The sequence below is a fragment of the Ideonella sp. sgz306126 genome (genome assembly GCF_056032705.1).
In genome coordinates, this window is record NZ_JBVYWP010000003.1 from 129,313 (window position 1) to 155,927 (window position 26,615).

Genomic DNA, 26,615 nt, shown 5'->3' on the forward strand with positions numbered 1-26,615 from the left:
ACTAGGAAAGACTTGGCACGTTGATGAACAGCGCTTCGATCCCGACCTCGTCAGCTTGCTCGCCTTTTCACAGGCTCGCTCGGTTGCCTCGACCACGACGCATCGTTGCGCAGCCACGCCTGTAGCATGAGCACTGTCCATAGTGCACGCTGGTGATTAGCCCGGCCGCACAAGTGTTCCTGCCAGATTGAACGGACCTGCCGGGGTTCCCAGATCGCCGAATGATCCAGGGACACAGGCTCCAGCAGGTCTTCCGCCCATGCCCGAAGGGGTCCCCTCAGCCACTGTGCGAGGGGCAACGTGAAGCCCTGCTTCGGGCGCTCCGTCAAGGCGCGCGGCACGTGCTGCTCAAGTAGTTGCCTCAAGATCCACTTCGTCGTTCCGCCGCGGATCTTGAATTGCATCGGCAGCTTCAGCGCGAGTTCGACCAGTCGATGATCGAGAAACGGGACCCGAGTCTCGAGGCTGCACGACATCGCTGCGCGGTCGACCTTTACCAAAATGTCGTCGGGTAGGTAGGTCTTCATATCCCACCACATCAACTCTTGTGCAAGTGGTGTTTTTTCGCGATTTTTTTCCAGCGCCGGCAGCCTCAGCGGAGCAATCATGTGCTTGACGGGCATGTCGCTGTCTCGTAGCCACTGCGAGACGGTTCGCTGGTACGCCTGCTCCGGCGAGGCAGCGGAAATGAATCCGGCTATGCGGGCGACCTTCTCGCCGATGCCGGGCGGCAGTCGCAGGCCACGTCGCAGGCTCGCGCTGCCTGACGCTGCGTCCCACATGCGGCTCGGCACGGCTTGGAGACATGCGCCGGATGCCGCGCGCAGCCAAACGGGCATCGACGCCAGCATCGGTTCGAGGCGCGATGCTGTCAGGTGCCGGTTGTAGCCGCCGAAGAGCTCATCGCCGGCATCGCCTGACAGCGCCACTGTGACGTGGGCGCGCGTCTTGCGACTCAGCAACACCGTGGGAACCTGGGAAGCGTCGGCGAACGGCTCGTCGTAGATCTGAACCAGGTCAGGGACGACGTCCAGCACGTCCTGGGGCGTCACCATCAGTTCGGTATGGTCGGTGCGCAGATGCCGGGCCACCAGGGTGGCATGTGCGGACTCGTCCTCCACAGAGTCCCGCACTCCCATCGAGAACGTGCGGACGGGCTGGTTGGCGGCGCGCTGCATCATGGCGACGATCAGCGACGAGTCGATCCCGCCAGAGAGGAACGCACCCAGCGGCACGTCCCCCAATAGTTGCTGCCGTACAGCCTGGTCTATGGCATCGCCCACCACCGTGATCCATTGAGACTCCGTGCGTACGGCATTGTCGCCGGTCGGCGATTCGAGATGCCCGGAGGGCTGCGGTAGCGTCCAGTAGACCTGCGTCGTTCCCTCATCTGCTGGCGAGTGGAGCACCAAAATGGTGCCAGGAAGCAGCTTGCGCACGGCTTTGTAGGCGCTGCCGGGTGTGGGAATGTAGCCGTAGCGGGCGTAGTGCTGCAGGGACTCCGGGTCAAGCGAGAGGTCCAAGCCGGGCACGGGGCGCATGGCCTTGAGCTCCGAGGCGAAGGCTAGGGTGTCGCGGCCGCGGCCGACGTACAGGGGCTTCTCCCCCATCCGGTCGCGCGCGAGCGATAACGTACCCCGAGCGCGGTCCCATAACCCGAGCGCGAACATACCCACGCAGGACTTGAGCGCCCGTTCCAGGCCCCATTGATCGATCGCCTCGAGTAGCGTTTCGGTGTCCGAGTGTCCGCGCCACGCGACGTCGCCCAGCTGCTTGCGCAGGTCCAAGTGGTTGTAGATCTCGCCGTTGAACGTGATCAGGAAGCGGCCACTGCGCGAGCGCATCGGCTGCGCGCCTTCGATGGTGAGGTCGATGATGGCGAGCCGGAGGTGGCCCAGGCAGATCCGCCCGTCGGGCGACGTCCATCGGCCGCTCGAATCGGGCCCGCGGTGGACAAGCGCCTCCATCATCGCGGTGACCGACGCTTCCGGGTCGCTCAGCGCCGTACTCCAGATTCCTGCAATGCCGCACATGTTGGTTCGTATGGGTAAGAGTCAGCGTGCCCGCCGGTAGGCCAGGCGCTTGAGGCGCTCGGGCGCGATGCGCGCGAGCAGCAACGCGAACAGCTTGGCCAAGTGAATGGGACGCAGCAGCTGCATCTCGCGGGCATATTCGATCCGCATTCGAACTTCTTTCAGCGCGCGAGTGAGGCCGCTGCGTCGCTGGAAGAATCCGTCGGCCATTCGATACCAGAGCAGGTACTCTGGAACGTTGGAGATCATGAATCCGGCGCGGACGAGTCGCGACCAGAGATCGTAGTCCTGCATCTGCAGCAGCGAAGGTTCGTAACGGAACCCCGCGTCGAAGATCTTTCGACGAAACATCACAGTCGGATGCGCCAGGGGGCTGCGGCACACCATGAAATCGAGCAACTCCGAACGTGTGGACGGCAGGCGTTTGTGGAATTGTGGGATGCCCGCTTCTGCGAATTCGATGCACCAAGTGCCGACCAGATCGACCTCGGGCGTCGACCGCATGAATTCGACTTGGCGCGCAATGCGCTCCGGCATTGACAGGTCGTCGGCGTCCATGCGGGCGAGGAATTCGACGTCGGTGTCCCGCATTGCGCGATCGATCAGTCGGTTGAGCGCGGTCGGCAGCCCGACTGACACCGCGCTGCGTAAGACGGCGTCGCCGGCCTGAGACTGCGTGTAGCGATCCAGCAGCGCCTCATGAGTTTCCGGGAGCTTGCCGTCGCAGAACAGGAACAGGCGCAGCCGCGCATGCGTCTGTGCTCGGAGGCTGGCCAACGACTCAGCCAAATGCTCGGCATCCGCGCCCGCATGGATGGCCATGAGGATAGCGACGGGGGTGTCGTGGCGGGTAGCGATCGGGCTGGAGGAAGGTGCAAGGGTCATACGCTGTTCACCGCGACAGGCGGGCAGCGGCAGCGCCGATGCCGCGGACCCGGCACAGCGCGTCTCGCACGCCCCAGAGCATCCACCGCACACGTTCGATGCCGTGGTCGAGGATGAATGGGTACACCATCATCTTGAGGGGCAGGACGCAAAGCAGCCGTAACTTCGAATACAGCGGAACATAGCGGCGCGGCAACAGCCGGAGGGTGTCGCGGAACTGGAAGTAGTGCCGGTATGGCGCGGGAACGTGGAAGCGGATTCCCATCCAGTGGCGCTCCGCCACGCCCAGCCGGTGGCGCATCTGCACCGACGTGTCGCGCAGGAAACGCCAGCCGCCAGAGCGCAAGCGCCAACACCATTCGAAGTCGGCAAGGTCGAGGAAGAAGTCGTCGGCGAAGCCATCGTCGGGTCCCAGCGACGCGACGTGGACCGTCATGCCGGACGTGGGCAGGCAGGTGACACCCTGGAACCTGTCGAGCGGCGTCGCCCCTCGCCGCCAGCGGCTGGCCTGGACGGTGCCAGTCGCGTCGTCGACATGCGTCGGCCCGACGCCCGTCAGCGGCCCGTGCAGGCGGATCGCCTCGTGCAGGGAATCGACCATGCCGCTCACGAACGTTGCTGACGGTGTGCTGTCCTGGTCGAACAAGATGATGTCGTCGGCGCCGAGTCGACGGGCTTCCGCCACGCCGGCGTTCAACGCCAGGCCCAGGCCGAGGTTGGTCATGTTGCGCAGCACGTGGAAGCCGGGCGGTAGGTCGAACTGCCGATGGCCGCCCGGCGTGTTGTCGACGACGACGACCGCTCCGCAGACTTTGAGCAGCGCCTCGAACCGGGCGCGCAGGCCGTTGTCGGGCTTGTAAGTGGTGATGACTGAAATGATCATGCGGGAGAGAGCGTCGAATTGGACGGCTTGGCAGTGGCTGCCGCATTGGTGGCGCGCCTCGTGCGTCGGCGCCGGCCCCTGCCGATGAAGAGAAGGTGCGTCAGGCCGTAGAACACGGCTAGGTAGGCCAGCACGGAGCCGTTGGCGAACAACTGCTCCTCGAAAATTTGCAGCAGGAGCGAATTGAGCACGATTGGATAGATGAAGGCACCAAAGCCCTGACGGTTGAAAGCGGAGAAATAGATGGCCTCAATCAGGTAGCCGACCGCGAACAGTGCGATCGGGTAGCCCCAGCCGAAGTCCTCCCAGTACGCGCGCAGGAATGTGTACACGTTGGTCGCTACCGGGACGAAGACGAAGTCCAGTTCCCGGACGTCGCAATGTTCGAAGAAGCCGAACTTCTTGGCCAGGTCGACCGGATAGGAAAAGATGTTGCTGCAGACGTTGGTCACTGATTGATGGTGGACGACGATTTCCTGCATCGCGGCCGGCGCGGAGAAAAAATAGACCTTTGCTAAGTTACTGACGGCCTCTAGGGCGTTGCCGTCGCCTAGGCCCTCCTTGCCGAGCGCCAGTGCGACGAGGAAGAACATAGCGATCGACAGCACAAAGAACGAGCCGATGATGCGCCGAGTCGTGTAAAGCCTGAAGCGCAGGCAGTAGACGGCGTAGCAGATGATCACGAGCAGGGGCGCCGTGCGGCCGGTGGTCAGCAGGCCGGCGCAGAAGGTTGCGATTGCGATCAGGTTGACCGGGGCGCGCGATTGCGGCTGCCCGAGCTTCGCGCCGAGCGCATGGTTGAGCGCCGCGTGATAGAGCGTGGCGATGCCCAGCAACGTAAGGTGGGTAGTGTAGATGAACAGCTTGTCGCGTTCGCCGCGCGTCTCCTCGAGGTAGACGTTGCGCATCTGGACCAGTCCCAGTGGATCGAGCGAGGGCACGACCAGCGAGTATTGGTAAATAAAGAACGCGATGGCAACGACGAGGATCACAAGCATGACGGACGACCAGAGACGTCCCCGCGCCCACTGGCGCAGGAGCTGCGGCGATGCAGGGACCGGGCCGGCGCGGCTAAAGCGTCTCATCGTGGTCAGGCGGCGCACGGCCATGCCGGCCATGTGCGCGCCGACGCCGAGGGCCATGAACGCCAGGAATTCGGGTGTTAGGTCGTTAAGATCACCCCAGGTGGCACCGGCCAGGACGAACGTCCACATGGCCAAGGTCACCCAGATCGGGTCAACGAATCTTGTTCGTGAGGCGATGGCGTAGTTCATTCAGGAACCAACGGAATATCCGAAAAATACCCGGTTTGGTGGCCAGCGCGGATCGGGAGAACGTGCGGGCCCGCCAGTGCTGGCCTCGCTTGAGCGAGGCCAGTACCTGCGCGGCATACAGCGCGAAGAGGTTGCGACCTAGTTCCTCGTTGCGCGCCAGGCGTTGGATCACCCGCTTCTGTCCGATGTACTGTCGATAGCGACGCTTCGAGACGTTGCTGTCGTGGCGGCGGTAGGCGCTCACTTGCCCGTCGACGAAGCGGCATCCATCCGGGAAGCGGTCGAACAGGCGGATGTTCAGCGGCCAGTCGTCGATGCCCAGTTGTTCGTCCCAGCCGTCGATGGCGTCCAGCGCCGTGCGCCGGAACAGCGCGCAATGGGTGAACAGCGCTGGCACCGGCTGGAACAGCGACGGCCGCTCGCTCGCCCGCGAAGCCTTAAGCAGCTTGAGCGCGTGCGCATCGTGGATTGGCGTGTCCGATAGCACGCCGGCGGCGTCGCAGACATAGCCGTTCGAATAGGCGAAAGCGGCGGCGGGGTCGGACGAGAGCTTCACCACCTGGGCGCCGAAGCGGCTCGGCAGCAGGTAGTCGTCCCCTGCGATGACGGCAATGAACTCCGCGCGCGTGGCCTCCCGGGCCCGATTCAGCGCCCAGGCGACGCCGGTGCCGCGCGGATTCGATTGCACCGAGGCGTCGATCCCGAGCGCACGGGCGGATTCGCGGAAGGTTATCAATGCCGCGAGAGAGGCGTCAGACGACCCATTGTCGACCAGGACCAGCTCGCGGATGTCGGCGCGGTTGAGGGCGATCGATTCGAATAATTGCGGGAGATAGCGCGCGTGGTTGAACGCGAGCACGAGCAACGCAACGCTGGCCGCCTGCGGCACATCCGGGACCGGCGTGGCGCGGTCCGGGGTCTCGACGGTGAATGTGGTAGAGATGTTCATCGTGCGAGACCGCCTTCTTCGAGTGCCGGATCAACTGCGTCGGCGTGCGTAGGAGCACGCTCGCCTAGCTCGGATACCAAGCGCTCGAACAGGACATACATCGTCATCCAATAGATGACATAGACCCCGATGTAGGCGATGGCTGCTCCCTTGAGCCCGAAGTAGTGGGTCATCACGATGATGCCACCCGCTGTTAGCAACGTGAATACGATCTCGGTTACGACGAATGTTCGCGTGCGCGCATGGCTAACCATCGTGAACGACATAACCCAACTGCACACCTTAAAGACGTCGCCGATCAACTGCAGGCCGAGAACTGGGGCGATTGCGGCGAATTTCGGCGACAACAGCATGCGCACAAGTGGATCCCGAAGCAGGAACAACCCCAGCGCGGAACAGACCACCAGCGGGACCACGAAGCGATAGGCGGACATCACCTCCTTGCGCAACTCGGAGCCGGTACGGATTTCGGACAGCCTCGGCAGGAAGTAGACAGACAGCACCGAGGTCAGGAGCAGCAGGTGCGTCTCGCTGACCTTCCACAGCGCCTGCCAAAGGCCGGCCACCGACCAGCCGAAGTCGGCTGCGATCGAGTTACGAGTGAGCACCTGACCGACCGGTACGACCAGCGCGGTGGTCGCCGCCATCAGGGCGAAGCTCCCCAGGCGCCGCGTCATGGCCGGATCAAATGCCCTCTTGAGGCCGGGCCAGTCGATGTGGCAGACGCGGCGGAAGACCAGCCACGTGGCGCCGCAGGCGCAGGCAGGCCCGACCGTCAGCGCCACAAGTGCGCCCCAGATCCCGAAGCGCAACACGAGCGCGGTGGAGATCGCCGCGCCCAGAAGGCTGCCGGCTACGTTGGCCGCGACCAGATGCCGCACGGCCTTGTAGCCGTTCAGGATCGCGAGGAAGAGTCCGTTCACGCCCGTGAACGCGAGCGTGAGGCCCAGGTATACGATGATGTCGGAGTATTCGGCGCTTCCGAAAATGACTTTCGAGAGCGGGATTCGAAGCAGCACGAGCACGATGCTGGCCACGACGGAGCCCAGCAGGCTCAGTGCCAGTGCGGTCGACCACACGCTTTGCTGGCGCGCCGGATCAGCGGAATACTCGGCTGTGTACTTAGTCACGCCGATCTGCACGGCACCGCCACCAAGGGCTGTGACGACCGACACCAGGCTCTGAAACTGGCCGATCAGCGCAAAGCCCGCAGGGCCAACCAGCACCGCCAGGATTTTATTCAGGTAGATCGAAACGGACAGCCGAGTGAATACTGCCAGCGCGCTCAGCAGACTCGTGCGGAAGAGCGTCATTCAGCCGGCAGCCAATGAGTGCGCGAGGTCAACTACGGTCCGGACGACCGCGTGCACTTGCGCATCCGACAGTCGTGGGCCCATGGGTAGGCTCAGCACCTCATGCTGCAGCGCCTCGGCGATCGGCAGGCTACCGCGCGCCAGGCCCATCGCCCTGTAGGCAGGCTGCATGTGCGGCGCGACTGGGTAGTGGATCAAGGTCCCGACGCCGTTCTGTTGCAGGCCGCGCGCCAGTTCGTCGCGCCGCGCGTGGCGCACCACGAACAGATGCCAGGAGGAGGCTATGCCTTCGGTGGTCGTCGGTAGCGTAAGGCCCGGGGCCTGCATATCGGCGAGATAGATGGCGGCGACCTGATCGCGCCGGGCATTGTCCGCGTCGAGCGTTCGAAGCTTGATGCGCAGCATAGCCGCCTGGATCTCGTCGAGACGCGAGTTGAAGCCCATGACCTCGTGGTGGTACTTCACCGTCGACCCGTAGTTGCGCAGCATGCGCAGGCGTTTGGCGAGAGTGTCGTCATCGGTGGTGATTGCTCCGCCGTCGCCAAGCGCCCCGAGGTTCTTGCCGGGGTAGAAACTCCAGGTCACCGCCTGGCCATGATGGCCGATGCGCTGTCCGCGGTAGCGGGCGCCGTGGGCCTGGGCGGCGTCCTCGACGACGTGGATGCCGCGGCGGACGGCGATGTCAAGCAGCGGCGCGAGGTCGCTGGGGCGCCCATAGAGGTGCACCGGCAGTACGGCACGCGTGCGCGGCGTGATCGCCGCCTCGACGCGACTCGGGTCCAGGTTGTACGTGGTTGGGTCGACCTCCACTGGCACCGGCACGGCGCCGGCATGGCTCACACCGAGCCAACTCGCGACGAAGGTATGAGATGGGACGATGACCTCGTCGCCGGGCTGGATGCCCAGTGCCAGCAGCGAGAGCGTGATCGCGTCGAGCCCGTTCGCCACGCCGATGCAGTGGCGCGCACCGCAATAAGCCGCGAACTCGCTTTCGAAGGCTTCAGTTTCGGCCCCGAGGATGTACCAGCCCGACTCGATGACACGCGCCGCAGCGGCCGTCAACTCTGCATTCATGGACTCGTTGACTTGCTTCAGGTTCAAGAAATCGATCACGTGCGCGGTCTTTCGTTCATGAATTGCTGGTAGTCCCGGTAGTAGTCGCTCTCGTCATAGCGATTCGACGCCAGCACCATGCACACCGACCCGGAAGAGAAATTGTTCAGATCTCGCCAGATCATTGGGCACACGTACAGGCCGAAGTAGGAGCGGTTCAAATGGAAGGTCTTCTTCTCGTCGCCATCGTCCAGAACGACGTCGAAGCTACCCGACATGGCGATGATCAACTGTTGCAGCGCCTTGTGTGCGTGCCCGCCGCGCTCGGAGCCGCCCGGCACGTCGTACAAGTAGTAGACGCGCTGGATATCGAAACCGACGTGGGTGCCGCCTTCGACGAAGGTCAGGTTGCCCCGCGGGTCGTTGATCCGGGGGAGTTCGATGATTCTGCAGTCCGACAGGGGCATGTTGGTTCGAGCGACGCGGTCAGGCGGTGAAGCGGCGAGGCATGTAGCCCGTCAACTCGGTGAGCGCGGGAAGCTTCGCCCGGAACCCGTTTGCTTCGAGCCTGAAATAGATATTGAGATCGTCCTGCGAGGTCTCGATCGCACCGAAGCGCTTGTGGAACGAGATGACTCCGACATTGTCGCGTCGCACGTCGAAATGGCTGGCCTTGTAGCCGAGCACGCCGAACGCGAAGTCGTAGACGAACATGGCCGACTCCACGGCTGCCATACGTGGCTTTGTGTGGTCAAGGATCCAACTGCCCCAGCAGAAGGATTCCGGCTGCAGGTCGTAGAGCCTCACCACGCCGCATGGCTCACCGGTCTGCCGCTTGATGATCACGAAATAGAACTCCGTTCCCGCATCTTCGCGTTCCCGGTAGCCCCTCAGGAACTCACGCTGTGCTTCCACTGACGGCGGCGCGGCGGAAAGGTGCTTGTTGTAGTCCGGATTGATGCGAAGGCCGTAGATGTATTGGGCGTCTTCGAGTCGCGCTAGTCGCATCGAGATGCTGGGGGGCGCATCGAACAACTCGATGTCAATGTGTTGCGGTCGGGCGGTTGACTTCATGCGAGCATCGCTCTGGATTGGTGAACTTCTGTCATGCTTCGTCGGACGCACTGCAAATTGGGGCGCGCAGTTCCTTGCTAAGCGATTCGATTTCTACGCGCAACTGCTCGAATTCGTTCATCTTGCGCTTGAGGAACCGTGTGGTCAGGCTCGCCTTGTGTGCAAGGCCTTTGGGGGTGAGCAGGTAGGCGAAAGCAAGCTTGTTCGAGCTTTGGCGGAAATTTTGGATCTTCACCCAGCCTCTTTCCACTAGAGCACGCAGACAGTAGTTGACGCCACCAAGGCTGATGCCGAGTGCATCCGCGAGTTCCCGCTGGGACATCCGCGGATTGTTTTCCAGCAGTCGCATCACTCGGAATTTGGTGTCTTCCTTCAACTGATCCTGGCGGCTTTGCTTCAAGGGGCGCGAGCTTTGTTCAACCTTGAACATTGTACCTTCGTCGGCCCTGGAAAGATGGCCGGTCCGGCGAGGCGGGTCGACCACCGGTGCTATGTGCGCGAATCTGTGTGCGCAGCACCGATTGGTGCCGGCTCGCGATGCCGCGTCGATCAACAGCGAGGTTCGGCGCTTGGAAGCCGCGCTTAACGCAGGAGGCGTGGCACACCGGAAAGATCCCTGATCCCGGTTGAAAAGAGGCTCTCCCGCCTACCGTCGTTTGCTCAAGGTCGCTGAGGGAAATCAATTACTGTTCCTCGCTCCAATGGATGGGTGAAAACGGGGGCCTCAGCGACATCAATTTCCGCGCCCGTGCTCACCAGCTATCGACCATGGCGATAATCACCAAACGTCATCGCACCGCCTATTTTTCTCACGCCTTACCGTACCATCTCATGACTCTCAAGATCGCCGTTGCCGGCACCGGCTACGTGGGCCTGTCCAACGCCGTGCTGCTGGCCCAGCACAACGAAGTGGTGGCGCTGGACATCGACGCGGCCAAGGTCGCGCTGCTGCAGTCCCGCCGCAGCCCCATCTCCGACCCCGAGATCGAGCACTACCTGGCCCACCAGCCCCTGCGCCTGCGCTTCACGCTCAGCCAGGCCGAGGCCTACGCCGGCGCCGACTTCGTCGTCATCGCCACCCCCACCGACTACGACCCGGTGACCAACACCTTCGACACTCGCTCGGTCGAGGCCGTGGTGCGCGACGTGATCGCGCTCAATCCCCATGCGGTCATGGTCATCAAGAGCACCGTGCCGGTGGGCTACACCCAGGCCCTGCGCGAGCGCCTGGGTTGCCCCAACATTCTGTTCTCGCCCGAGTTCCTGCGCGAGGGCAAGGCGCTGCACGACAACCTGTATCCCTCTCGCATCGTCGTGGGCGAGCAGAGCGAGCGCGCCCAGGTCTTCGCCGATCTGCTGCGCCAGGGCTCGCTCAAGCCTGACACCCCCATGCTGCTGACCCGCAGCACCGAGGCCGAGGCGATCAAGCTGTTCGCCAACACCTACCTGGCGATGCGCGTGGCCTACTTCAACGAGCTCGACACCTACGCCGCCAGCCACGGCCTGGACACCCGCCAGATCATCGACGGCGTCTGCCTGGACCCGCGCATCGGCCACCACTACAACAACCCCAGCTTCGGCTACGGCGGCTACTGCCTGCCCAAGGACACCAAGCAGCTGCTGGCCAACTACAGCCAGGTGCCTCAGAACCTGATCGAGGCCATCGTCAACGCCAACACCACGCGCAAGGACTTCGTCGCGCAAGACATCCTTCGCCGCAAGCCCAAGGTGGTGGGCATCTACCGCCTGATCATGAAGGCCGACTCCGACAACTTCCGCGCCAGCAGCGTGCAAGGCATCATGAAGCGCATCAAGGCCAAGGGCGTCGAGGTGATCGTCTACGAGCCCGCCCTGGCCGACGAGCACTTCTTCGGCTCGCGCGTCGTGCGCGACCTCGACGCCTTCAAACAGCAGGCCGACGTGATCGTCGCAAATCGGAGCAGTGCCGAACTGGCTGACGTCAAGCAGAAAATATACACGCGCGATCTGTTCGGCGGCGATTGAGCCAATACGAAACCAGCGCAGCGCAAGACAATCCCGTCAAACGCCGTGGTATGAACGATACCAAGCCACGAACCGCGCAATGCCTTCGCCCAACGAGATGTGCGGCTTCACGCTGGTCCAGGCTTCCAGGGCCGACACGTCGGCGTAGGTCGCCACCACGTCACCCGGCTGCATCGGCTGCATGTCCTTGATTGCCTCGCGACCCAGCGCCTTCTCCAGCGCGGCAATGAAGTCCGCCAACTCAATGGGATCGTTGTTACCGATGTTGAATACCCGAAATGGCGCGGTTGACCGAGCGGGGTGGGGCTCGCGCCCATCGAAATTACCATCCGGTGTGGCGGGGCGATCCAGCGCCGCAATCACCCCATCCACGATGTCATCGATGAACGTGAAATCGCGCTTCATCCTGCCCTGGTTAAAGACTTTGATCGGGCGCCCGGCCAAGATGTCTTGTGTGAAGCTGAAATAAGCCATATCCGGTCGGCCCCAGGGACCATAGACCGTGAAGAAACGCAATCCCGTGGTTGGAATGCCGTACAGATGACTGTACGTGTGAGCCATCAACTCGTTCGCCTTTTTGGTAGCCGCGTAGAGACTGACCGGGTGATCGACCGCATCGGCCTCCGAGAACGGCATCTTCAGATTGCCTCCATATACGCTCGAACTGCTGGCGTAGACCAAATGTTTGACCTGTGCATGGCGGCAGGCTTCGAGCATGTTTACGAATCCGGTCAGATTCGATTCGGCATATGCGCGTGGGTTGGTCAGTGAATATCGGACCCCAGCTTGCGCCGCCAAATGCACGACGCGATCTATCGAGTGCCTCGATAACAATGCCTCTACACCTTCATGATCGGCTACGTCCAAGCGCTCAAACGCAAAGTTCGGATTTGGGCTTAATTTGGCCAGACGCGCGCGCTTTAGTGCAGGGTCATAGTAATCGTTGACATTGTCGATGCCGAGAACTTGCTCACCTCTTTGGAGCAGTCGCTCACACACGTGCATGCCGATGAACCCGGCGGCACCGGTCACGAGAATTTTCATCGAATGTTGCATTAATTATTTAGCACTAACAATGTGCCTAAGCATTGAATCTGACAGCCTACTCCAGGACGTCTGGAAGGGAGGTCGGGGCAAGTTGAGAAAATGACTTGGTTAGTCATTGATTTATGGTTACACGAGGCGGACGGAAACCCTGCGCCTTGAAGACTGGACTGTAGATGTGCTTCTTATGGCGTGCTGATTTTTGACCATCAAGAAATTCAACCCACTAGACCTTTCACAGCTCGGTCAAAAAATCTCAGTTTCCACTTGTTCGTTATTCTTCCCTGTGCAGTCGCGTTCGCTGTTCACGATCCGATACCGGGATCTGAAACAGTATGTCGTTGCCGCTGTCTCACAATCAGCCAAACCGACAGCAGTAAAAAGGATGCTATGGCGGTTGCCATCGAGATCAGCGCACGTTTGGGTTTGCTCTTGCGTTCGGCGGGTTGGGCGGGGTCGACCACCTGGATCAGCGCACCTTCGCGGCTCTCGTCGACCCGGGCAATCTCGTATTGCTTGGACATCAGGTCGAACAAGGTTTCCTGGTACTTGAACTCGCGATATTTGTTGACGTAGTCCGGGTCGCTGGCCGACGGGCCGCTGCTGCGCTCCAGTTGGCTGACGCGTTCACGCAGGGCCTGGACGGTGGCCAGTTGCTGATGAACTTCCGGCGCGCCATCCGCCATCGCGCCGCGCAGGGTTTGAAGCCGCACTTCGGCGGCCGTGAGCTCGGCGCTCATGCGGGCGAACTCTTCTGCCGCCGCCTTGGGTTCGGTCTTCAGCGTGGCGGCAGAGATGCCGCTTTGCTGCAGCGCCAGTTGCGCGGCGGCCAGGCGGGTCTTGGTCTCCTGCATCTGCTTTTCGAAGAACACGCGGCGCTGCTGAGCCTCCGATACCGCCAGCACCGAGGTCATCCGGCGCAGCTCATTGACGTACTGGTTCGCGATGTCCGCGGCACGTTGGGGGCTGGTGTCTTCGACGCTGACGCTGATCAATCCGTCCTTCTTGCCGATCTGGATGGACGCGTACTTGCTCAGTGCCTTCCGGGCGTCCTGCCGCAGCTTGACGTCGTAGACCTTCAGCAGCTTGAACTGGTCGATTAGGCGGTCGCTGACTGTCACGCTTTGCATCAGCGCCACGTACTCTTCCGCTGGGCTTTTGACGCCAGCAATGCCACCCGCGATACCCGCCAAGGCACCCAGTGACGCCAGAGCAGACGCGGCGGTGCTCTGCTGCTGCTGTGGCGGGAGAAAGGTGGTGGTGGAAGTAAAAACCGGGGTGATGAGATAACTGCCCGCGGCGCCCAGCGCACCGGCCAGCACCGGCACGGCCAGCATCAGCCTCCAGTGCTGCAGCAGCGGCCGAAGCAACTCGCGCAGATTGATCTCGTCGTCAAAATCTTCGTCGACGGCCATATGGTGCGCGATGGGGGTCTCGTTCTGCGTCATGTCGGCCACCTCACAGCCCCACGGCCTTGATGCCTGCCACGCCCAAGCCGAACTGGTACAGGATCTGTGTCCAGTCCTTGGCGTCCTGCGTGAAGGTGCTCTTGTCCATCTGTTCGGGGACAAAGACCGTGTCGCCAGGCAAGGACCTTGCGGAGGCGAAGGCGCTGCCGGAGCCCCAGAACGAGGCACCCTGGCGTGCGCTGATCACCGAACCGTTGGCGCGGATCACGAACATGCTGCCCTTGTCGGCGCCGCGGGTCGGGCCCCCGGCCAGGTTCAGGAAGTCGGACAGCGTCTTGCCGTTGGCGAACACATAGCTGCCCGGGTTGAACACGCTGCCGAACACGCCCACCGACGTCGCGCGGCTGGGGATGTAGAGCCGGTCGCCGTCTTCCAGCGCCAGATCGGGCAGCTGCGTGGCGTCGGGGGCGAGCTGCAGCACGACGCGGCCGCTGGGCTGTACTTGGCGCAGTCGGTCGATCAGGCGAGAGGTGGCACTGGTGCTGCTGGTCAGGCTGGCGGCGTCTTCGGCCGAGCCGACGTGGCGGCTGGCCTGGTTCTTGGCCATGTCGGTTTCCAGATCGCGCAGTGCGCGCTCGTAGTTCTGCTGTTGGGTCTGGCGCACGCTTTCCCGGTCGAATTCGGTGCCGAACACATAGGCCTGGTTCGTCAGGCCGCCCGCTGCGCGCAGAGCGTCGGCGACGCTGCTGCCCGCGGGCAGCACGTAGTCGCCGGGATGCAGCACCTCGCCTTCCACGCGCACCCGCTTGCGCTGCTTGTCCTGCGGCAGCACGGCGGTGATGGCACTGAAGGCGCGCACCACGTCACCAGTGCCCAGGGGCAGGTCGCCGCCGCCCGGCATGGCCACTTCGGCCACCCGGCCTGTCGTGCGGTCGGCCAGGCGCTCCACCGCCACGCGGCTGCGGTCGGCCACGGCGTCGAAACCGCCGGCCATCGCGATCGCATCGTTCAGCGTCTCGCCGGGCTTCAACTCGAACACCGCCTGCTGGTTCACGCTGCCCAGCACGCCGACCTGGGTGCCGATCGGGCCGATGCGGATCACGTCGTCGGGCTGGATGATCTGGTCGGCCTTGCGGTCGCCCTTGAGCAGCAAGTCGTACAGGTCGAAATGGGAGACGACCTGGCCGCCGCGGATCAGCGCGATGTCGCGGAAGCTGCCGGCGGCCGAGGGCCCGCCCGCCCGCATGATGACATGCAGCACCGAGGACAGGCTGCTGACCGTCAGGCTGCCCGGGCGCTGGGCATAGCCGCTGACGAACACGCGCACCGCCCGCAGCTGGCCGAGCGTGGCGGTGAGCTGGAAGTTCTTGAAGACCTCGGCGACGCGGCGGCTGATGGCCGGGCCCAGATCGGCATTGCGCAGCCCGGCCACCGAGATCGCGCCGACGCGCGGCACCGAGATGCGGCCCGCACGGTCCACGACCAGGCGCAGATCGGCGTCGGCGGTGCCCCAGATCGTCAGCACCACCTCGTCGCCCGGCTTGACGATGTAGTCGGCCGGCACCAGCGGCAGCGGGTCCTGGCGCGAAGACAGGTTGCTGGGATCGGTCACCAGGTTGGCACCGAAGCGGCGAATCGGCGACGTCGTCTGGCCGGCCTGGTCCTGAACGTAGCGTTCGAACTCGCTGGGCACGTAGGGCGCGGGGCGCTCCGTCGGGAGGCGGGTCGTGTCCTCGTCCTGGCGGGTGTCGACGTTCACCGGCGCCTGCTTCAGCGTGACGGTGCCGGGGGCCTGCGCCTGCGCGGCCGGGCCGCTCGTGGACGTCAAGTCGTAAGACTGAGGTGTCAGTTGCTGCGCGCTTACGCTGCCCAGGCCGCCCGCCCAGAGCAGGGCCACGAGGGTGATGCCCATCAGGCGACGGACGGATCGCAGGCGCGTCGAAGTGAAGGAGCGTGTCGGGTGCATGTGGGGCATGGGCAAGGCGGGCCGGTGCGCGCGCCAGAAGAGACCGCCCGATGCAGGCGGCAGGGCGGCCGGCACACCCGAAGGGCGCACGCCAGCCACGGCAATCAGCGCGGATTCTAGCCGTCCACGCTGCGCGGCTTGGAGGCCGGGGTCAGTCCGCCAGCACCTCGGCCACCAGGCGCTTCACGCCCTGCTGCCAGGGTGGCAGCGTGAGGCCGAAGGCGTCGCGAAACCGCTGCGTGGCCAGCCTCGAGTTCAGCGGCCGCGCGGCCGGGGTGGGGTAAGCCGTGGTCGGGATGGGCAGCACGGCGTCCGGCCCCGCTTTGAGGGCTGCGCCCTGTGCGATGGCCAGGTCGATCACCTCGCGGGCATAGCCGTGCCAACTTGTCTCGCCGCGGGCAGCCACGTGGTACAGGCCGGCCAGTTCGGGTTGCGCGTCCAGCCGGCGCAGCGCGTGGGCGCTGACGTCGGCCAAGAGATCGGCGCCGGTGGGCGCACCGACCTGGTCATTGATGACCTTGAGCTGTTCTCGCTCGGTGGCCAGCCGCAGCATGGTCTTGGCAAAGTTGCCGCCGCGTGCCGCATAGACCCAGCTGGTGCGCAGGATCAAGTGGCGGCAGCCGCTGGTCTGGATCTGCTGCTCGCCTTCGAGCTTGGTGCGGCCGTAGACGCTCAAAGGACCGGTGGCCGCGGTCTCATCCCGCGCCTGCGCGCCCGAGCCATCGAAGACGTAGTCGCTGCTGTAGTGCACCAGGGTCGCACCCAGCGCGGCCGCTTCGCGCGCCAGCACGCCGGGAGCCCGCGCGTTGAGGGTGTGCGCGAGTTCGGGTTCGCTCTCGGCCCGGTCCACCGCGGTGTAGGCGGCGGCATTGACGATCCATTGGGGCTGGATGGCGCGCACCGTGGCGGCCAGGGCGTCCAGGTTCGCCAGGTCGCCGCCCTGGCCGCGGCCGCAGGCATGAACCTCGCCCAGCGGCGCCAACGCACGTTGCAATTCCCAGCCCAGTTGGCCATTCGGCCCCAGCAAGAGGATCTTCACGTCAGCGCGCCTGGTAGTTCTGGTCGACCCAGGCCTGGTAGGCGCCGCTCTGCACGTCGGCCACCCAGTCGGCGTGGTCCAGGTACCACTGCACCGTCTTGCGGATGCCGGTGTCGAAGGTCTCGGCGGGGCGCCAGCCCAGTTCCCGCTCGATCTTGCGCGCATCGATGGCGTAGCGGCGGTCATGGCCGGGCCGGTCGGTCACATAGGTGATCAGCCGGCGGTAGGGCCCGGCCGGGTCGGGCCGCAATTCGTCGAGCAAGGCACACACGGTCTTGACGATGTCCAGGTTGGCCTTCTCGTTCCAGCCGCCGATGTTGTAGGTCTCTCCGACGCGGCCTCTGGCCAGCACGGCGCGGATGCCGGCGCAGTGGTCCTTGACGTAGAGCCAGTCGCGGATCTGCTGGCCGTCGCCATATACAGGCAGCGGTTTGCCGGCCAGCGCGTTGACGATCATCAGCGGGATCAGCTTCTCGGGGAAATGGTAGGGGCCGTAGTTGTTCGAGCAGTTGGTGGTCAGCACCGGCAGGCCGTAGGTGTGGTGCCAGGCGCGCACCAGGTGGTCGCTGGCGGCCTTGCTGGCCGAGTAGGGGCTGTTGGGTTCGTAGGGGTTCGTCTCGCTGAACGGCGGATCGGTGGGCTTCAGGCTGCCGTAGACCTCGTCGGTGCTGACATGGTGGAAGCGGAACGCGGCCTTCTCGTCGGCGGGCAGTGCGCTCCAGTGCGCGCGCGCGGCCTCCAGCAGCGTGAAGGTACCGTCGACATTGGTCTTCATGAATGCGCCGGGGCCGTGGATCGAGCGGTCCACGTGGCTTTCGGCCGCGAAGTGCACGATGGCGCGCGGCCGGTGCGTGGCCAGCAGGCGGTCGACCAGCATGCGGTCGCCGATGTCGCCATGCACGAAATGGTGGCGTGGGTCGCCGGACAATGAAGCCAAGTTGGCGCGGTTGCCGGCGTAGGTCAGCGCGTCGAGGTTGACGACGCCTTCGTGGTGGGTGGCCGGGTCGGCCAGCCAGTCGAGCACGAAATTGCTGCCGATGAAGCCGGCGCCGCCGGTGACGAGGATCATGCTGGGAGGTCTCCGGGAGTCGAAGTCGATATCGACGTTAAAACACGCGTTCGCGCAAGATGTGTCGCAGGTACTGGCCGTAGCCGCTCTTGGCCAGCGGGGCAGCGAGGGCTTCGAGTTGCGCATCGTCGATCCAGCCCTGGCGCCAGCAGATCTCCTCGGGGCAGCAGACCTTCAGGCCCTGGCGCTTTTCCAGGGTCTGCACAAAGGCGCTGGCTTCCAGCAGGCTGTCGTGGGTACCGGTGTCCAGCCAGGCGTCGCCGCGGCCGAAGCGTTGCACGTCCAGCGTGCCGGCCTCCAGGTACAAGCGGTTCAGGTCGGTGATTTCCAGCTCGCCGCGTGGGCTGGGTTTCAGCGCCTTGGCGTAATCCACCACCTGCCGGTCGTAGAAATAAAGCCCGGTGACCGCGTGGCGGCTTTTGGGGGCTTGGGGCTTTTCTTCCAGGCTGATCGCCTGGCCGGCGGCATTGAACTCGACCACGCCGTAGCGTTCCGGGTCCGACACCGGGTAGGCGAATACGGTGGCGCCGCTGCTTCGCGCATCGGCCGCTGCGAGCCGATGCCCCAGGTCGTGGCCGAAGAAGATGTTGTCGCCCAGCACCAGCGCGCTGGGGGCTGAGCCGATGAACGATTCGCCGATCAGGAAGGCCTGGGCCAGGCCATCCGGGCTGGGCTGGACGGCGTATTGCAGGTCCAGGCCCCAGCGCGCGCCATCGCCCAGCAGTTGCCGGAAGCGCGGGGTGTCTTGCGGGGTGCTGATGACCAGGATGTCTCTGATGCCCGCCAGCAGCAGCGCGCTCAGCGGGTAGTAGATCATCGGCTTGTCGTAGACCGGGATCAGCTGTTTGCTGATCGCCAGCGTTGCCGGATGCAGCCGGGTGCCCGAGCCACCGGCCAGGATGATGCCTTTGCGCATTGTTCTATAACACTCCGTGATGTGATTTATTTTCGCCGAACCATCCATTGTGGCGTCTGAAATCGAACTATTCGCCAGTACACCGTCAAGTAAGCGCCTGCGAATGCGAGCATCGCCCCAAACATGGACCAGCTGTTATTCCACCAAACCATAGCAGGAATCACCGCAATGGCATGCAGGCACCACAAGTAAGGAGATGTCAGCGAATTGGCCAAGACCTTGGCGTGCGGCGCATCGTTCTGGGCAATCCACCGCATCCTTCGTCGGTAGATCAGCGTGTGCAGGTGAATGCCGTCTGGTTGGCTGACCGCCCTGCCTTTCAGGACCTTGCGCCGGTACATCGTAAACAAGGTCTCGAAGACGGGGTAGGCGACTAAGCAAAGAGGAGCGTAAGGTGAAACGGCGGGGTTGCGCTGGATCAGCATCAGCCCGAGTTCGGCAGACAGGAATCCAAGCAGGTAAGCGCCGCCATCACCGAGAAAAATCAGTCCGCGGGGGTAATTGCAGACGAAGAAACCGGCGCATGCGGCCAAGGTCGTCAGGGCAAGACCCGCCACCAGAGGGTCTCCGACCTGATGCGCAATGAACCAGAGAGCCCCCATGGACATCATGACGGTCATGGAGGCCAGTCCATTCAGGCCGTCGATGATGTTGGTGGCGTTGACAATCCCGGCGACGGCAAACACCGTCAGCAAGACGGCCAGAACGCTTCCTGGCAACCAGGCGTCCAGTGCGCTCCAACCCGTACGAACAAGTTCGGCGTTGACCAGATAAACGCCTAGCAGGGCCGATAGGCTTGCCGCCACCAGGCGTCGACGGGGAGAGACCGATTTGGTGAAATCCTCGATCAGACCGAAAAGGCACGCGGGACTCGCGGCGGTCGCTGTCAACACAGCGAGTTTTCCCAACTCGGGACCTTGGACGAACCAGATGGTCGCGACGCCGACGACCAGTCCCGACACGATCCCGATCCCCCCCACCCGGGGTACCACATGAGCGTGCATCTTTTGAGGACCGGATTGATCATGGTCTGCCGACCAATGTTCATGATGGTCGGCTGTCTTGATCACGGTGAGCGTGACAGCGAACGCCACGAAGGCGGTGAGCACCAGGGTCCAGATCATCAGGATGGGGGTTCTAGTTGGATTTCGAATTATCGTAGCTTTGTATTTCGGTCCCGGGTCGTGTCGGTGCTCCGAGGTCGGTCCAGGAACGGGGCTTTCGCCTCGGGTGATAATCGGGGAACATGAATTCCACCTCCCAGGCCTGCGCGGAGCCTGTCACTGAATCCGCGCCCCCCGCCCGTTTTGACACCCTGCCGCTGGACGCCAAGCTCCTGCGCGCGGTCGACGATCAGGGTTATGCCACGATGACGCCGATCCAGGCCAAGGCGATTCCCATCGTTCTGGCGGGCCGCGACGTGATGGGGGCGGCGCAGACCGGCACCGGCAAGACGGCGGCGTTTTCCATTCCGCTGCTGCAGAAGATGCTGCGCCACGAGAACGCCAGCGCCTCGCCGGCGCGCCACCCGGTGCGTGCGCTGGTGCTGGCACCGACGCGTGAACTGGCCGATCAGGTCGCCAACAACGTCAAGGCCTATGCCAAGCACTGCAACCTGCGGGCGGCGGTGGTCTTCGGCGGGGTCGACATGAAGCCGCAGACGCTGGAGCTGAAGGGCGGCGTCGAGGTGCTGATCGCCACCCCTGGCCGCCTGCTGGACCACATCGAGGCCAAGAACTGCGTGCTCAACCAGGTCGAGTACGTGGTGCTCGACGAAGCCGACCGCATGCTCGACATCGGTTTCCTGCCCGATCTGCAGCGCATCCTCAGCTACCTGCCCAAGCAGCGTCAGACGCTGCTGTTCTCGGCCACCTTCTCGCCCGAGATCAAGCGCCTGGCCAACAGCTATCTGCAAGACCCGGTGCTGGTCGAGGTGGCGCGCCCGAATGCGACCGCCACCAACGTCGAGCAGCGCTTCCTCAGCGTGTCCGACGACGACAAGCGACGCGCCGTGCTCAAGGTGCTGCGCGACCGGGAGATCAAGCAGGCCATCATCTTCGTCAATTCCAAGCTCGGCGCGGCGCGCCTGGCGCGCTCGTTCGAGCGCGACGGCCTGCGCACCTCGGCCCTGCATGGCGACAAGTCGCAGGACGAACGCCTGAAATCTCTGGCCGCCTTCAAGGCCGGCGAAGTCGACATCCTGGTGGCCACCGACGTGGCCGCGCGCGGCCTGGACATCGCCGATCTGCCGGCGGTGTTCAACTTCGACGTGCCGTTCAACGCCGAGGACTACGTGCACCGCATCGGCCGCACCGGCCGCGCTGGCGCGTCGGGCATCGCGATCACGCTGGTCACGCGCGACGATGCGCGCCTGATCGGTGACGTCGAAAAGCTGCTGAAGAAAAAGATCGAGCTGGAGCCCATCGAACTCGACGACGAGCGCCCGCGCCGTCCGCCGCGTTCCCGCGAAGAGGGCGCATACGAGCCGCGTCCGGTGGCCGCTGCGCCCTACGCGGCCGCGCCGCGCCGCGAATCCACTCGCTCCGCATCGCGCGATCCGTTCTTCGACAAGCCCTACGAGGCGTCGACCAGCGATGCGCCGGCCGCCTGGGAGAAGAACGCACCGTCGGCCCCCGCGGCCACGGGCAGCCGCCTGTCGCCCAACATCCGCCCGAAGCGCAAAGTCGCCGCCCTCCTCGGCGGCGTCAAGGCCTGAGCCGGACGAAGACTGTCCCTGCGGACAGGCTTCGCCTGCGAAGGGGCGGGGCCTCAGGCCCCGCGCGGGCTGCAAGCCTGAGCCGGACGAAGACTGTCCCTGCGGACAGGCTTCGCCTGCGAAGGGGCGGGGCCTCAGGCCCCGCGCGGGCTGCAAGCCTGAGCCGGACGAAGACGGTCACTGCGGCCGGTTCTCAACCGGCCAGCCACATGAACACGGCGGGCAGGTCGGCCGGCATGGCGGACAGCGGCTGCGCACCAGGCTGGCGCCACTGCGCCACCGCCATCGTGCGGCACCAGCCGCCGGGGGAGGTCAGACCGCAGGCCACGCTCAGGCGCGTGCTGGGCTGGAGTTGCTGGACCAGGGCGGCGAGCAGCGCGGCATTGCGATAAGGCGTTTCGATCACCAGCTGGGTCTGGCCTTCGCGCAGCGATCGGGCTTCCAGTTCCTTCACACGCTTGTGGCGCTCGTCGGCCTGTTGCGGCAGGTAGCCTTCGAAGGCAAAGCGCTGGCCGTTCAGGCCGCTGGCCGCCAGCGCCAGGGTCAGCGAACTCGGGCCCGGCAAGGGCTCGACGACGATGCCTGCGGCATGGGCGGCAGCCACCAGGGCGGCGCCCGGATCGGCCACTGCGGGCAGGCCGGCGTCTGACAGCAGGCCCAGGTCCTGCCCCGCCAGGGCGGGCGCCAGCAGCGCGGCCCAGTCGCGCGGATCCACGCCGGCATGGGGGCTGCCCTTGCGCGGCTTCGGCAGTTCTTTGAGGTCGAGCGCCTGCAGCGGCTGGGCCAGCGGCACGACCTCCCCGACGCGCTTCAGAAAGGCGCGCGATGCCTTGGCGTTTTCCACCACCCAGTGGCCCAGGCCGGCGGCGCGCTGCAGCACGCCCTGGCTCAGCACCTGCTCGATGGGGGTGGGCTCGGTGCCCAGGTCCAGCGTGCTGGGCACCAGCACCAGGCGGCCTGCCGCTGCGGAGCCGCCCTGGGGGTTGTGGCCCGCTCCCTCCGGGGAGGAATTCGCCCCTTCGGGCGGCCGGGCGGCGCTCATGTCCGCGCGCCCAGCAGTGGATCCAGCCCCGCCGCGCGCAGCATCTGGCAGGTGCGGATCAGCGGCAGCCCGACCAGGGCGGTCGGATCGTCGGACTCGATGGCTTCGAGCAGCGCAATGCCCAGCGTCTCGCACTTGGCGCTGCCGGCGCAGTCGTAGGGCTGCTCCAGCCGCAGGTAATGCTCGATCTCGTCGTCGCTGAGCGTGCGAAAGCGCACCGTCACCGGCGCCAGCGCGACCGCCTCGAACCGGGTGTCGGCCCGCACCACCGCCACGGCGGTCTGGAACACGATGGTGCGTCCGCTCATCATGCGCAGCTGCGCGACCGCCCGCGCATGCGTGCCCGGCTTGCCGATGGCGTGGCCGTCCACGTCGGCCACCTGGTCCGAGCCGATGACGACGGCGCCCGGGAAACGATCGGCCACGGCATGGGCCTTGGCCAACGCGAGCCGGCGCGCCAGCGCGGCCGGCGGCTCGTCGGGCTGCGGCGTTTCATCGACCTGCGGCGAGGCGACCTCGAACGGCAGGCGCAGGCGTTCCAGCAGCTCGCGCCGGTAGCGCGAGGTGGAGCCCAGGATCAGGGCGGGCGTTGAAGCATGTGACATGGGTCGGATTGTCCCTTGCGCGGCGCCAGCCTCTACACTGATCACATGACCCTCAAACCGATCGATGCACTGCGGCTGGACGTGGCCGCACTGGCTGCCCAGGGCGGCGAACTCGCGGGCGCCTGGCCGCTGGACGCGCTGCCGCGCTTGGCCGAGGCCGCGATGGCGGGCGAGACCCCGCGCGCCGAAGTGAACTGGCAGGTGCGGGGCGAACTGCGCCCGGTCACCGGAGGGCAGGCCGAGGTCTGGCTGCACCTGCGGGCCGAGGTGGAGCTGGCCCTGTGTTGTCAGCGCTGCCTGGGGCCGGTGCCGACCGCGGTGGCCGTGGACCGTCCGCTGCGCTTCGTCGCCGATGAGCATCAGGCGGCGGTGCTCGATGCCGAGATGGAAGACGATGTGCTGGCGCTCGAGCGCGAACTCGACCTGCGCGAACTGGTGGAAGACGAGTTGCTGCTGGCCCTCCCGCTGGTGCCTCGGCATGCCGAGTGTCCTGCGCCGCTGCCGATGCCGGAGAACGAGCCGGAGGCGGAGGAGCAGCCTCACCCGTTCGCGGTGTTGGCGGGCCTCAAGCGCGGGCCGGCAGACGGCAAGAGTGGTTGAAAACCGCCCGCATGCTATACTTCTCAGCTTTCCCGGATTTGCCCTGAGCGTTTTCGCGTCGGGGGTCGTGCTGGTGTTGCTGGGTGTTTGTGTCGGGTCCGCGTGTTTCATCGTGCGGCCGGCACCGCGTCAGGCGCCCGGCGGGCACCGGTTCCACCGTTTAGAAGTTGCGGTGCCGCTCCAGCGGGCTCAGAGCCAATGGATATCAGCGTGCACCTTTGATCGCCGGGTCTTTCGGCGTCCCAGGAGAACTCCATGGCCGTTCAGCAAAACAAGAAGTCGCCCTCCAAGCGTGGCATGCACCGTTCGCACAATGCGCTGACCACTCCGGGCACCGCCATTGAGCCGACCACCGGCGAGAATCACCTGCGCCACCACATCAGCCCGACCGGCTTCTACCGGGGCCGCAAGGTCCTGAAGACCAAGGCCGACGCCTGACGTCCTGGCTGCAGCGGGTCGGCCCATGCCTGCCCTGTGCCGCAGCGTCGTTGGTGACGAGGCGCCCTCTGCGGGCTCGGTCTCGTTGCTGCCAGTCCCCTTGTGGCGCTCGACCCTGGGTCGGTGCGTCCTGGGTGTGTCCGCGTGGGCTTCGCCCGACGCCTGCACGGGCCTGAGCCCCGCTTGACACCGTGCCTCATACTGCTTCCGTGACACCGCTGGACCGGGTCCGCATCGCCGTCGACTGCATGGGCGGTGACCACGGTCCGTCGGTGACGCTGCCTGCCTGTCAGGCCTTTCTGGCGTCCCATCCCCGGGCCGAACTGGTGCTGGTCGGCACCGCCGAGGCCTTGGCCCCCACCGTGGGCTGGGCGCGCTGCACGCAGGTGACGGCCGCCGAGATCGTCGCGATGGACGATCCGATCGAGGTCGCGCTGCGGCGCAAGAAAGACTCCTCGATGCGCGTGGCGATCGCGCAGCTCAAGGCCGACGAGGCGGGTGTGCCGGCGGCGGATGCCTGCGTGTCGGCCGGCAATACCGGGGCTCTGATGGCGCTGGCGCGCTACCTGCTGAAGACGCTGGACGGCATCGACCGGCCGGCGATCGCGTCGGTGCTGCCCAACGAGACCGGCGGCTTCACCACCATGCTCGACCTGGGGGCGAACGTCGACTGCACCCCCGAGCACCTGCTCCAGTTCGCGGTGATGGGCAGTGCGCTGGTGGCGGCCGTGGACGGCAAGCCCGACCCGTCGGTGGGCCTGCTGAACATCGGTTCCGAGGTGATCAAGGGCAGCGAGATCATCAAGCGTGCCGGCGACCTGCTCCGTGCCGCAGCCGCCGACGGTCACCTGAACTACTACGGCAACGTCGAAGGCGACGACATCTTCAAGGGCACGACCGACCTGGTGGTCTGCGACGGCTTCGTCGGCAACGTGGCGCTCAAGACCAGCGAGGGCCTGGCCCACGCGCTGGGCCATTTCATCCGCGAAGAATTCACCCGCAACTGGCTGACCAAGCTGGCGGCGCTGGCGGCGATGCCGGTGCTCAAGCGCTTTCGCAGCCGGGTCGATCCGCGGGGCTACAACGGCGCGGCCCTGCTGGGCCTGCGCGGTCTGGTGTTCAAGAGCCACGGCTCGGCCGACGCCTTCGCCTTCGCCAATGCGCTGGCGCGGGCTTATGATGCGGCCCGCAACGGTCTGCTCGCCCAGGTGCACGACCGCATCGTCGAAACGCTGCAGGCCATGCCCGACCATCCGGGCGAGCCGACGGCAGCATGACCTCCAACTCCTCGATCCGCGTGGACGCCCAACGATTTGCCCGCATCACCGGCACCGGCAGCGCACTGCCGGCGCGCCGCGTCACCAATGCCGAGCTGGCCGCCGATCTGGCGACGCGCGGTCACGACACCTCGGACGAGTGGATCGTCGAGCGCACCGGCATCCGGGCGCGCTACTTCGCGGCACCCGACCAGTCGTCCAGCGATCTCGGCGCCGCTGCGGCGCGCCACGCGCTGGAAGCGGCTGGCCGCCGACCCGACGATGTCGACCTGATCATCGTCGCGACCTCGACGCCGGACATGGTCTTCCCGTCCACCGCCACCATCGTCCAGCGCAAGCTGGGCATCGAGGGCTGCCCGGCCTTCGACCTGCAGGCGGTGTGCTCGGGCTTCATCTATGCGTTGACGGTCGCCGAATCGATGATCCGCACCGGCGCGGCGCAGTGCGCGCTGGTGATCGGCGCCGAAGTGTTCTCGCGCATCCTCGATTTCAACGATCGCACCACCTGCGTGCTGTTCGGCGACGGTGCCGGCGCCGTCGTGCTCGAAGCCTCCACCGAACCGGGCATCCTGGCCAGCCGGCTCCATGCCGATGGCCGGCATCGCGAGATCCTGTGCGTGCCGGGCACGGTCTCCGGCGGCCAGGTGCTGGGCGATCCGCTGCTGAAGATGGACGGGCAGGCGGTGTTCAAGCTGGCGGTCGGCGTGCTCGACGAGGTGGCGCGCGAAGTGCTCGAGGCCGCCGGGCGCACGGCGGCCGACGTCGATTGGCTGGTCCCCCACCAGGCCAACATCCGCATCATGCAGAGCACGGCCCGCAAGCTCAAGCTGCCGGCCGAACGCGTGGTGGTGACGGTGCACGAGCATGGCAACACCTCGGCGGCGTCGATCCCTCTGGCGCTGGACCACGCCGTGCGCAGCGGCCAGGTCAAGCCCGGCGAGACCCTGTTGCTCGAAGGCGTCGGCGGCGGCTTCACCTGGGGCGCGGTGCTGCTCGACCTCTGATGCCGGCGGCGCGGTGCCGCCC

At 65.3% G+C, this 26,615-nt stretch carries 25 protein-coding genes; 6 read left to right on the forward strand and 19 right to left on the reverse strand.

Translation table 11 applies throughout. The annotated features are described in order from the left end of the window. Positions 1-50 precede the first annotated feature (50 nt). The 10 genes from asnB to AC0N04_RS09125 all read right to left on the reverse strand — a co-directional run bounded on the left by asnB (position 51) and on the right by AC0N04_RS09125 (position 9,894). Positions 51-2,033: an asparagine synthase (glutamine-hydrolyzing) gene (gene asnB, locus AC0N04_RS09080; protein ID WP_474280752.1), complete on the reverse strand. Its 1,983-nt coding sequence runs from the start codon at positions 2,031-2,033 to the stop codon at positions 51-53. Positions 2,034-2,054: 21 nt separating this feature from the next. Further along, complete coding sequence (locus AC0N04_RS09085; RefSeq protein WP_474280754.1) at positions 2,055-2,855, reverse strand: glycosyltransferase; 801 nt, start codon at positions 2,853-2,855, stop codon at positions 2,055-2,057. Between the two features lie 70 nt (positions 2,856-2,925). Then, the gene (locus AC0N04_RS09090; protein WP_474280756.1) at positions 2,926-3,801 is read right to left on the reverse strand and encodes a glycosyltransferase family protein; all 876 of its coding nucleotides are present in this window, start codon (positions 3,799-3,801) and stop codon (positions 2,926-2,928) included. Continuing rightward, a complete protein-coding gene (locus AC0N04_RS09095; RefSeq protein WP_474280758.1) occupies positions 3,798-5,075 on the reverse strand; it encodes an O-antigen polymerase in 1,278 nt (425 codons plus the stop codon). Before AC0N04_RS09095 ends, AC0N04_RS09090 begins: the two co-directional genes overlap by 4 nt. Then, positions 5,038-6,024 carry a glycosyltransferase family 2 protein gene (locus AC0N04_RS09100; RefSeq protein ID WP_474280760.1) on the reverse strand — a complete coding sequence of 329 codons (987 nt, stop codon included), beginning with the start codon at positions 6,022-6,024 and terminating at the stop codon, positions 5,038-5,040. Before AC0N04_RS09100 ends, AC0N04_RS09095 begins: the two co-directional genes overlap by 38 nt. Further along, a complete protein-coding gene (locus AC0N04_RS09105; RefSeq protein ID WP_474280761.1) occupies positions 6,021-7,337 on the reverse strand; it encodes an O-antigen translocase in 1,317 nt (438 codons plus the stop codon). The genes AC0N04_RS09100 and AC0N04_RS09105 overlap by 4 nt, the downstream gene beginning before the upstream one ends. Beyond that, the gene (locus AC0N04_RS09110; RefSeq protein WP_474280762.1) at positions 7,338-8,450 is read right to left on the reverse strand and encodes a DegT/DnrJ/EryC1/StrS family aminotransferase; all 1,113 of its coding nucleotides are present in this window, start codon (positions 8,448-8,450) and stop codon (positions 7,338-7,340) included. After that, positions 8,447-8,857, reverse strand: a complete 411-nt coding sequence (locus tag AC0N04_RS09115; protein ID WP_474280763.1) for a sugar 3,4-ketoisomerase — start codon at positions 8,855-8,857, stop codon at positions 8,447-8,449. Before AC0N04_RS09115 ends, AC0N04_RS09110 begins: the two co-directional genes overlap by 4 nt. A gap of 19 nt (positions 8,858-8,876) precedes the next feature. Continuing rightward, a complete protein-coding gene (locus tag AC0N04_RS09120) occupies positions 8,877-9,464 on the reverse strand; it encodes a GNAT family N-acetyltransferase (protein ID WP_474280765.1) in 588 nt (195 codons plus the stop codon). A 31-nt stretch (positions 9,465-9,495) separates the two neighbouring features. Beyond that, the gene (locus AC0N04_RS09125) at positions 9,496-9,894 is read right to left on the reverse strand and encodes a MarR family EPS-associated transcriptional regulator (RefSeq protein WP_474280767.1); all 399 of its coding nucleotides are present in this window, start codon (positions 9,892-9,894) and stop codon (positions 9,496-9,498) included. A gap of 401 nt (positions 9,895-10,295) precedes the next feature. Here AC0N04_RS09125 and AC0N04_RS09130 point away from each other — a divergent pair, with 401 nt between their 5' ends. Continuing rightward, positions 10,296-11,468: a nucleotide sugar dehydrogenase gene (locus AC0N04_RS09130; RefSeq protein ID WP_474280769.1), complete on the forward strand. Its 1,173-nt coding sequence runs from the start codon at positions 10,296-10,298 to the stop codon at positions 11,466-11,468. Between the two features lie 36 nt (positions 11,469-11,504). Here the strand turns inward: AC0N04_RS09130 and AC0N04_RS09135 are convergent, their stop codons facing one another. The 7 genes from AC0N04_RS09135 to AC0N04_RS09165 all read right to left on the reverse strand — a co-directional run bounded on the left by AC0N04_RS09135 (position 11,505) and on the right by AC0N04_RS09165 (position 20,035). Continuing rightward, positions 11,505-12,512, reverse strand: a complete 1,008-nt coding sequence (locus AC0N04_RS09135) for an NAD-dependent epimerase (protein WP_474280771.1) — start codon at positions 12,510-12,512, stop codon at positions 11,505-11,507. A 305-nt stretch (positions 12,513-12,817) separates the two neighbouring features. Beyond that, the gene (locus AC0N04_RS09140) at positions 12,818-13,960 is read right to left on the reverse strand and encodes a Wzz/FepE/Etk N-terminal domain-containing protein (protein ID WP_474280773.1); all 1,143 of its coding nucleotides are present in this window, start codon (positions 13,958-13,960) and stop codon (positions 12,818-12,820) included. Positions 13,961-13,970: 10 nt separating this feature from the next. Then, entirely contained in the window at positions 13,971-15,833 is a 1,863-nt protein-coding gene (locus tag AC0N04_RS09145) for an SLBB domain-containing protein (RefSeq protein WP_474280775.1), read from the reverse strand. A 205-nt stretch (positions 15,834-16,038) separates the two neighbouring features. Continuing rightward, entirely contained in the window at positions 16,039-16,926 is an 888-nt protein-coding gene (gene rfbD / locus AC0N04_RS09150) for a dTDP-4-dehydrorhamnose reductase (protein ID WP_474280777.1), read from the reverse strand. A gap of 1 nt (position 16,927) precedes the next feature. Beyond that, entirely contained in the window at positions 16,928-17,995 is a 1,068-nt protein-coding gene (gene rfbB, locus AC0N04_RS09155) for a dTDP-glucose 4,6-dehydratase (RefSeq protein WP_474280779.1), read from the reverse strand. A 37-nt stretch (positions 17,996-18,032) separates the two neighbouring features. Then, positions 18,033-18,911 (reverse strand): glucose-1-phosphate thymidylyltransferase RfbA, encoded by an 879-nt coding sequence (rfbA, locus tag AC0N04_RS09160; protein WP_474280781.1) that lies wholly within the window; start codon positions 18,909-18,911, stop codon positions 18,033-18,035. 26 nt (positions 18,912-18,937) lie between these two features. Beyond that, positions 18,938-20,035 (reverse strand): MraY family glycosyltransferase, encoded by a 1,098-nt coding sequence (locus tag AC0N04_RS09165; protein WP_474280783.1) that lies wholly within the window; start codon positions 20,033-20,035, stop codon positions 18,938-18,940. 122 nt (positions 20,036-20,157) lie between these two features. Here AC0N04_RS09165 and AC0N04_RS09170 point away from each other — a divergent pair, with 122 nt between their 5' ends. Beyond that, complete coding sequence (locus AC0N04_RS09170; RefSeq protein WP_474280785.1) at positions 20,158-21,627, forward strand: DEAD/DEAH box helicase; 1,470 nt, start codon at positions 20,158-20,160, stop codon at positions 21,625-21,627. A gap of 193 nt (positions 21,628-21,820) precedes the next feature. On the opposite strand, the gene AC0N04_RS09175 is transcribed toward AC0N04_RS09170, so the two are convergent. Beyond that, positions 21,821-22,669 carry an SAM-dependent methyltransferase gene (locus AC0N04_RS09175; protein ID WP_474280787.1) on the reverse strand — a complete coding sequence of 283 codons (849 nt, stop codon included), beginning with the start codon at positions 22,667-22,669 and terminating at the stop codon, positions 21,821-21,823. Further along, positions 22,666-23,274 carry a Maf family nucleotide pyrophosphatase gene (locus tag AC0N04_RS09180; protein ID WP_474280789.1) on the reverse strand — a complete coding sequence of 203 codons (609 nt, stop codon included), beginning with the start codon at positions 23,272-23,274 and terminating at the stop codon, positions 22,666-22,668. Before AC0N04_RS09180 ends, AC0N04_RS09175 begins: the two co-directional genes overlap by 4 nt. Positions 23,275-23,319: 45 nt before the next feature. Between AC0N04_RS09180 and AC0N04_RS09185 the strand changes: the two genes are divergently transcribed. From AC0N04_RS09185 to AC0N04_RS09200, 4 genes are all read left to right on the forward strand, one after another. Next, on the forward strand, positions 23,320-23,874 hold the full coding sequence (locus AC0N04_RS09185) for a YceD family protein (protein ID WP_474280791.1): 555 nt from the start codon (positions 23,320-23,322) through the stop codon (positions 23,872-23,874). 255 nt (positions 23,875-24,129) lie between these two features. After that, positions 24,130-24,312 (forward strand): 50S ribosomal protein L32, encoded by a 183-nt coding sequence (rpmF, locus tag AC0N04_RS09190; RefSeq protein WP_474280793.1) that lies wholly within the window; start codon positions 24,130-24,132, stop codon positions 24,310-24,312. 209 nt (positions 24,313-24,521) lie between these two features. After that, a complete protein-coding gene (plsX, locus tag AC0N04_RS09195) occupies positions 24,522-25,589 on the forward strand; it encodes a phosphate acyltransferase PlsX (protein ID WP_474280796.1) in 1,068 nt (355 codons plus the stop codon). Next, positions 25,586-26,593, forward strand: coding sequence for a beta-ketoacyl-ACP synthase III (locus AC0N04_RS09200; protein ID WP_474280798.1), 1,008 nt, complete (start codon positions 25,586-25,588; stop codon positions 26,591-26,593). Before plsX ends, AC0N04_RS09200 begins: the two co-directional genes overlap by 4 nt. Positions 26,594-26,615 lie beyond the last annotated feature (22 nt).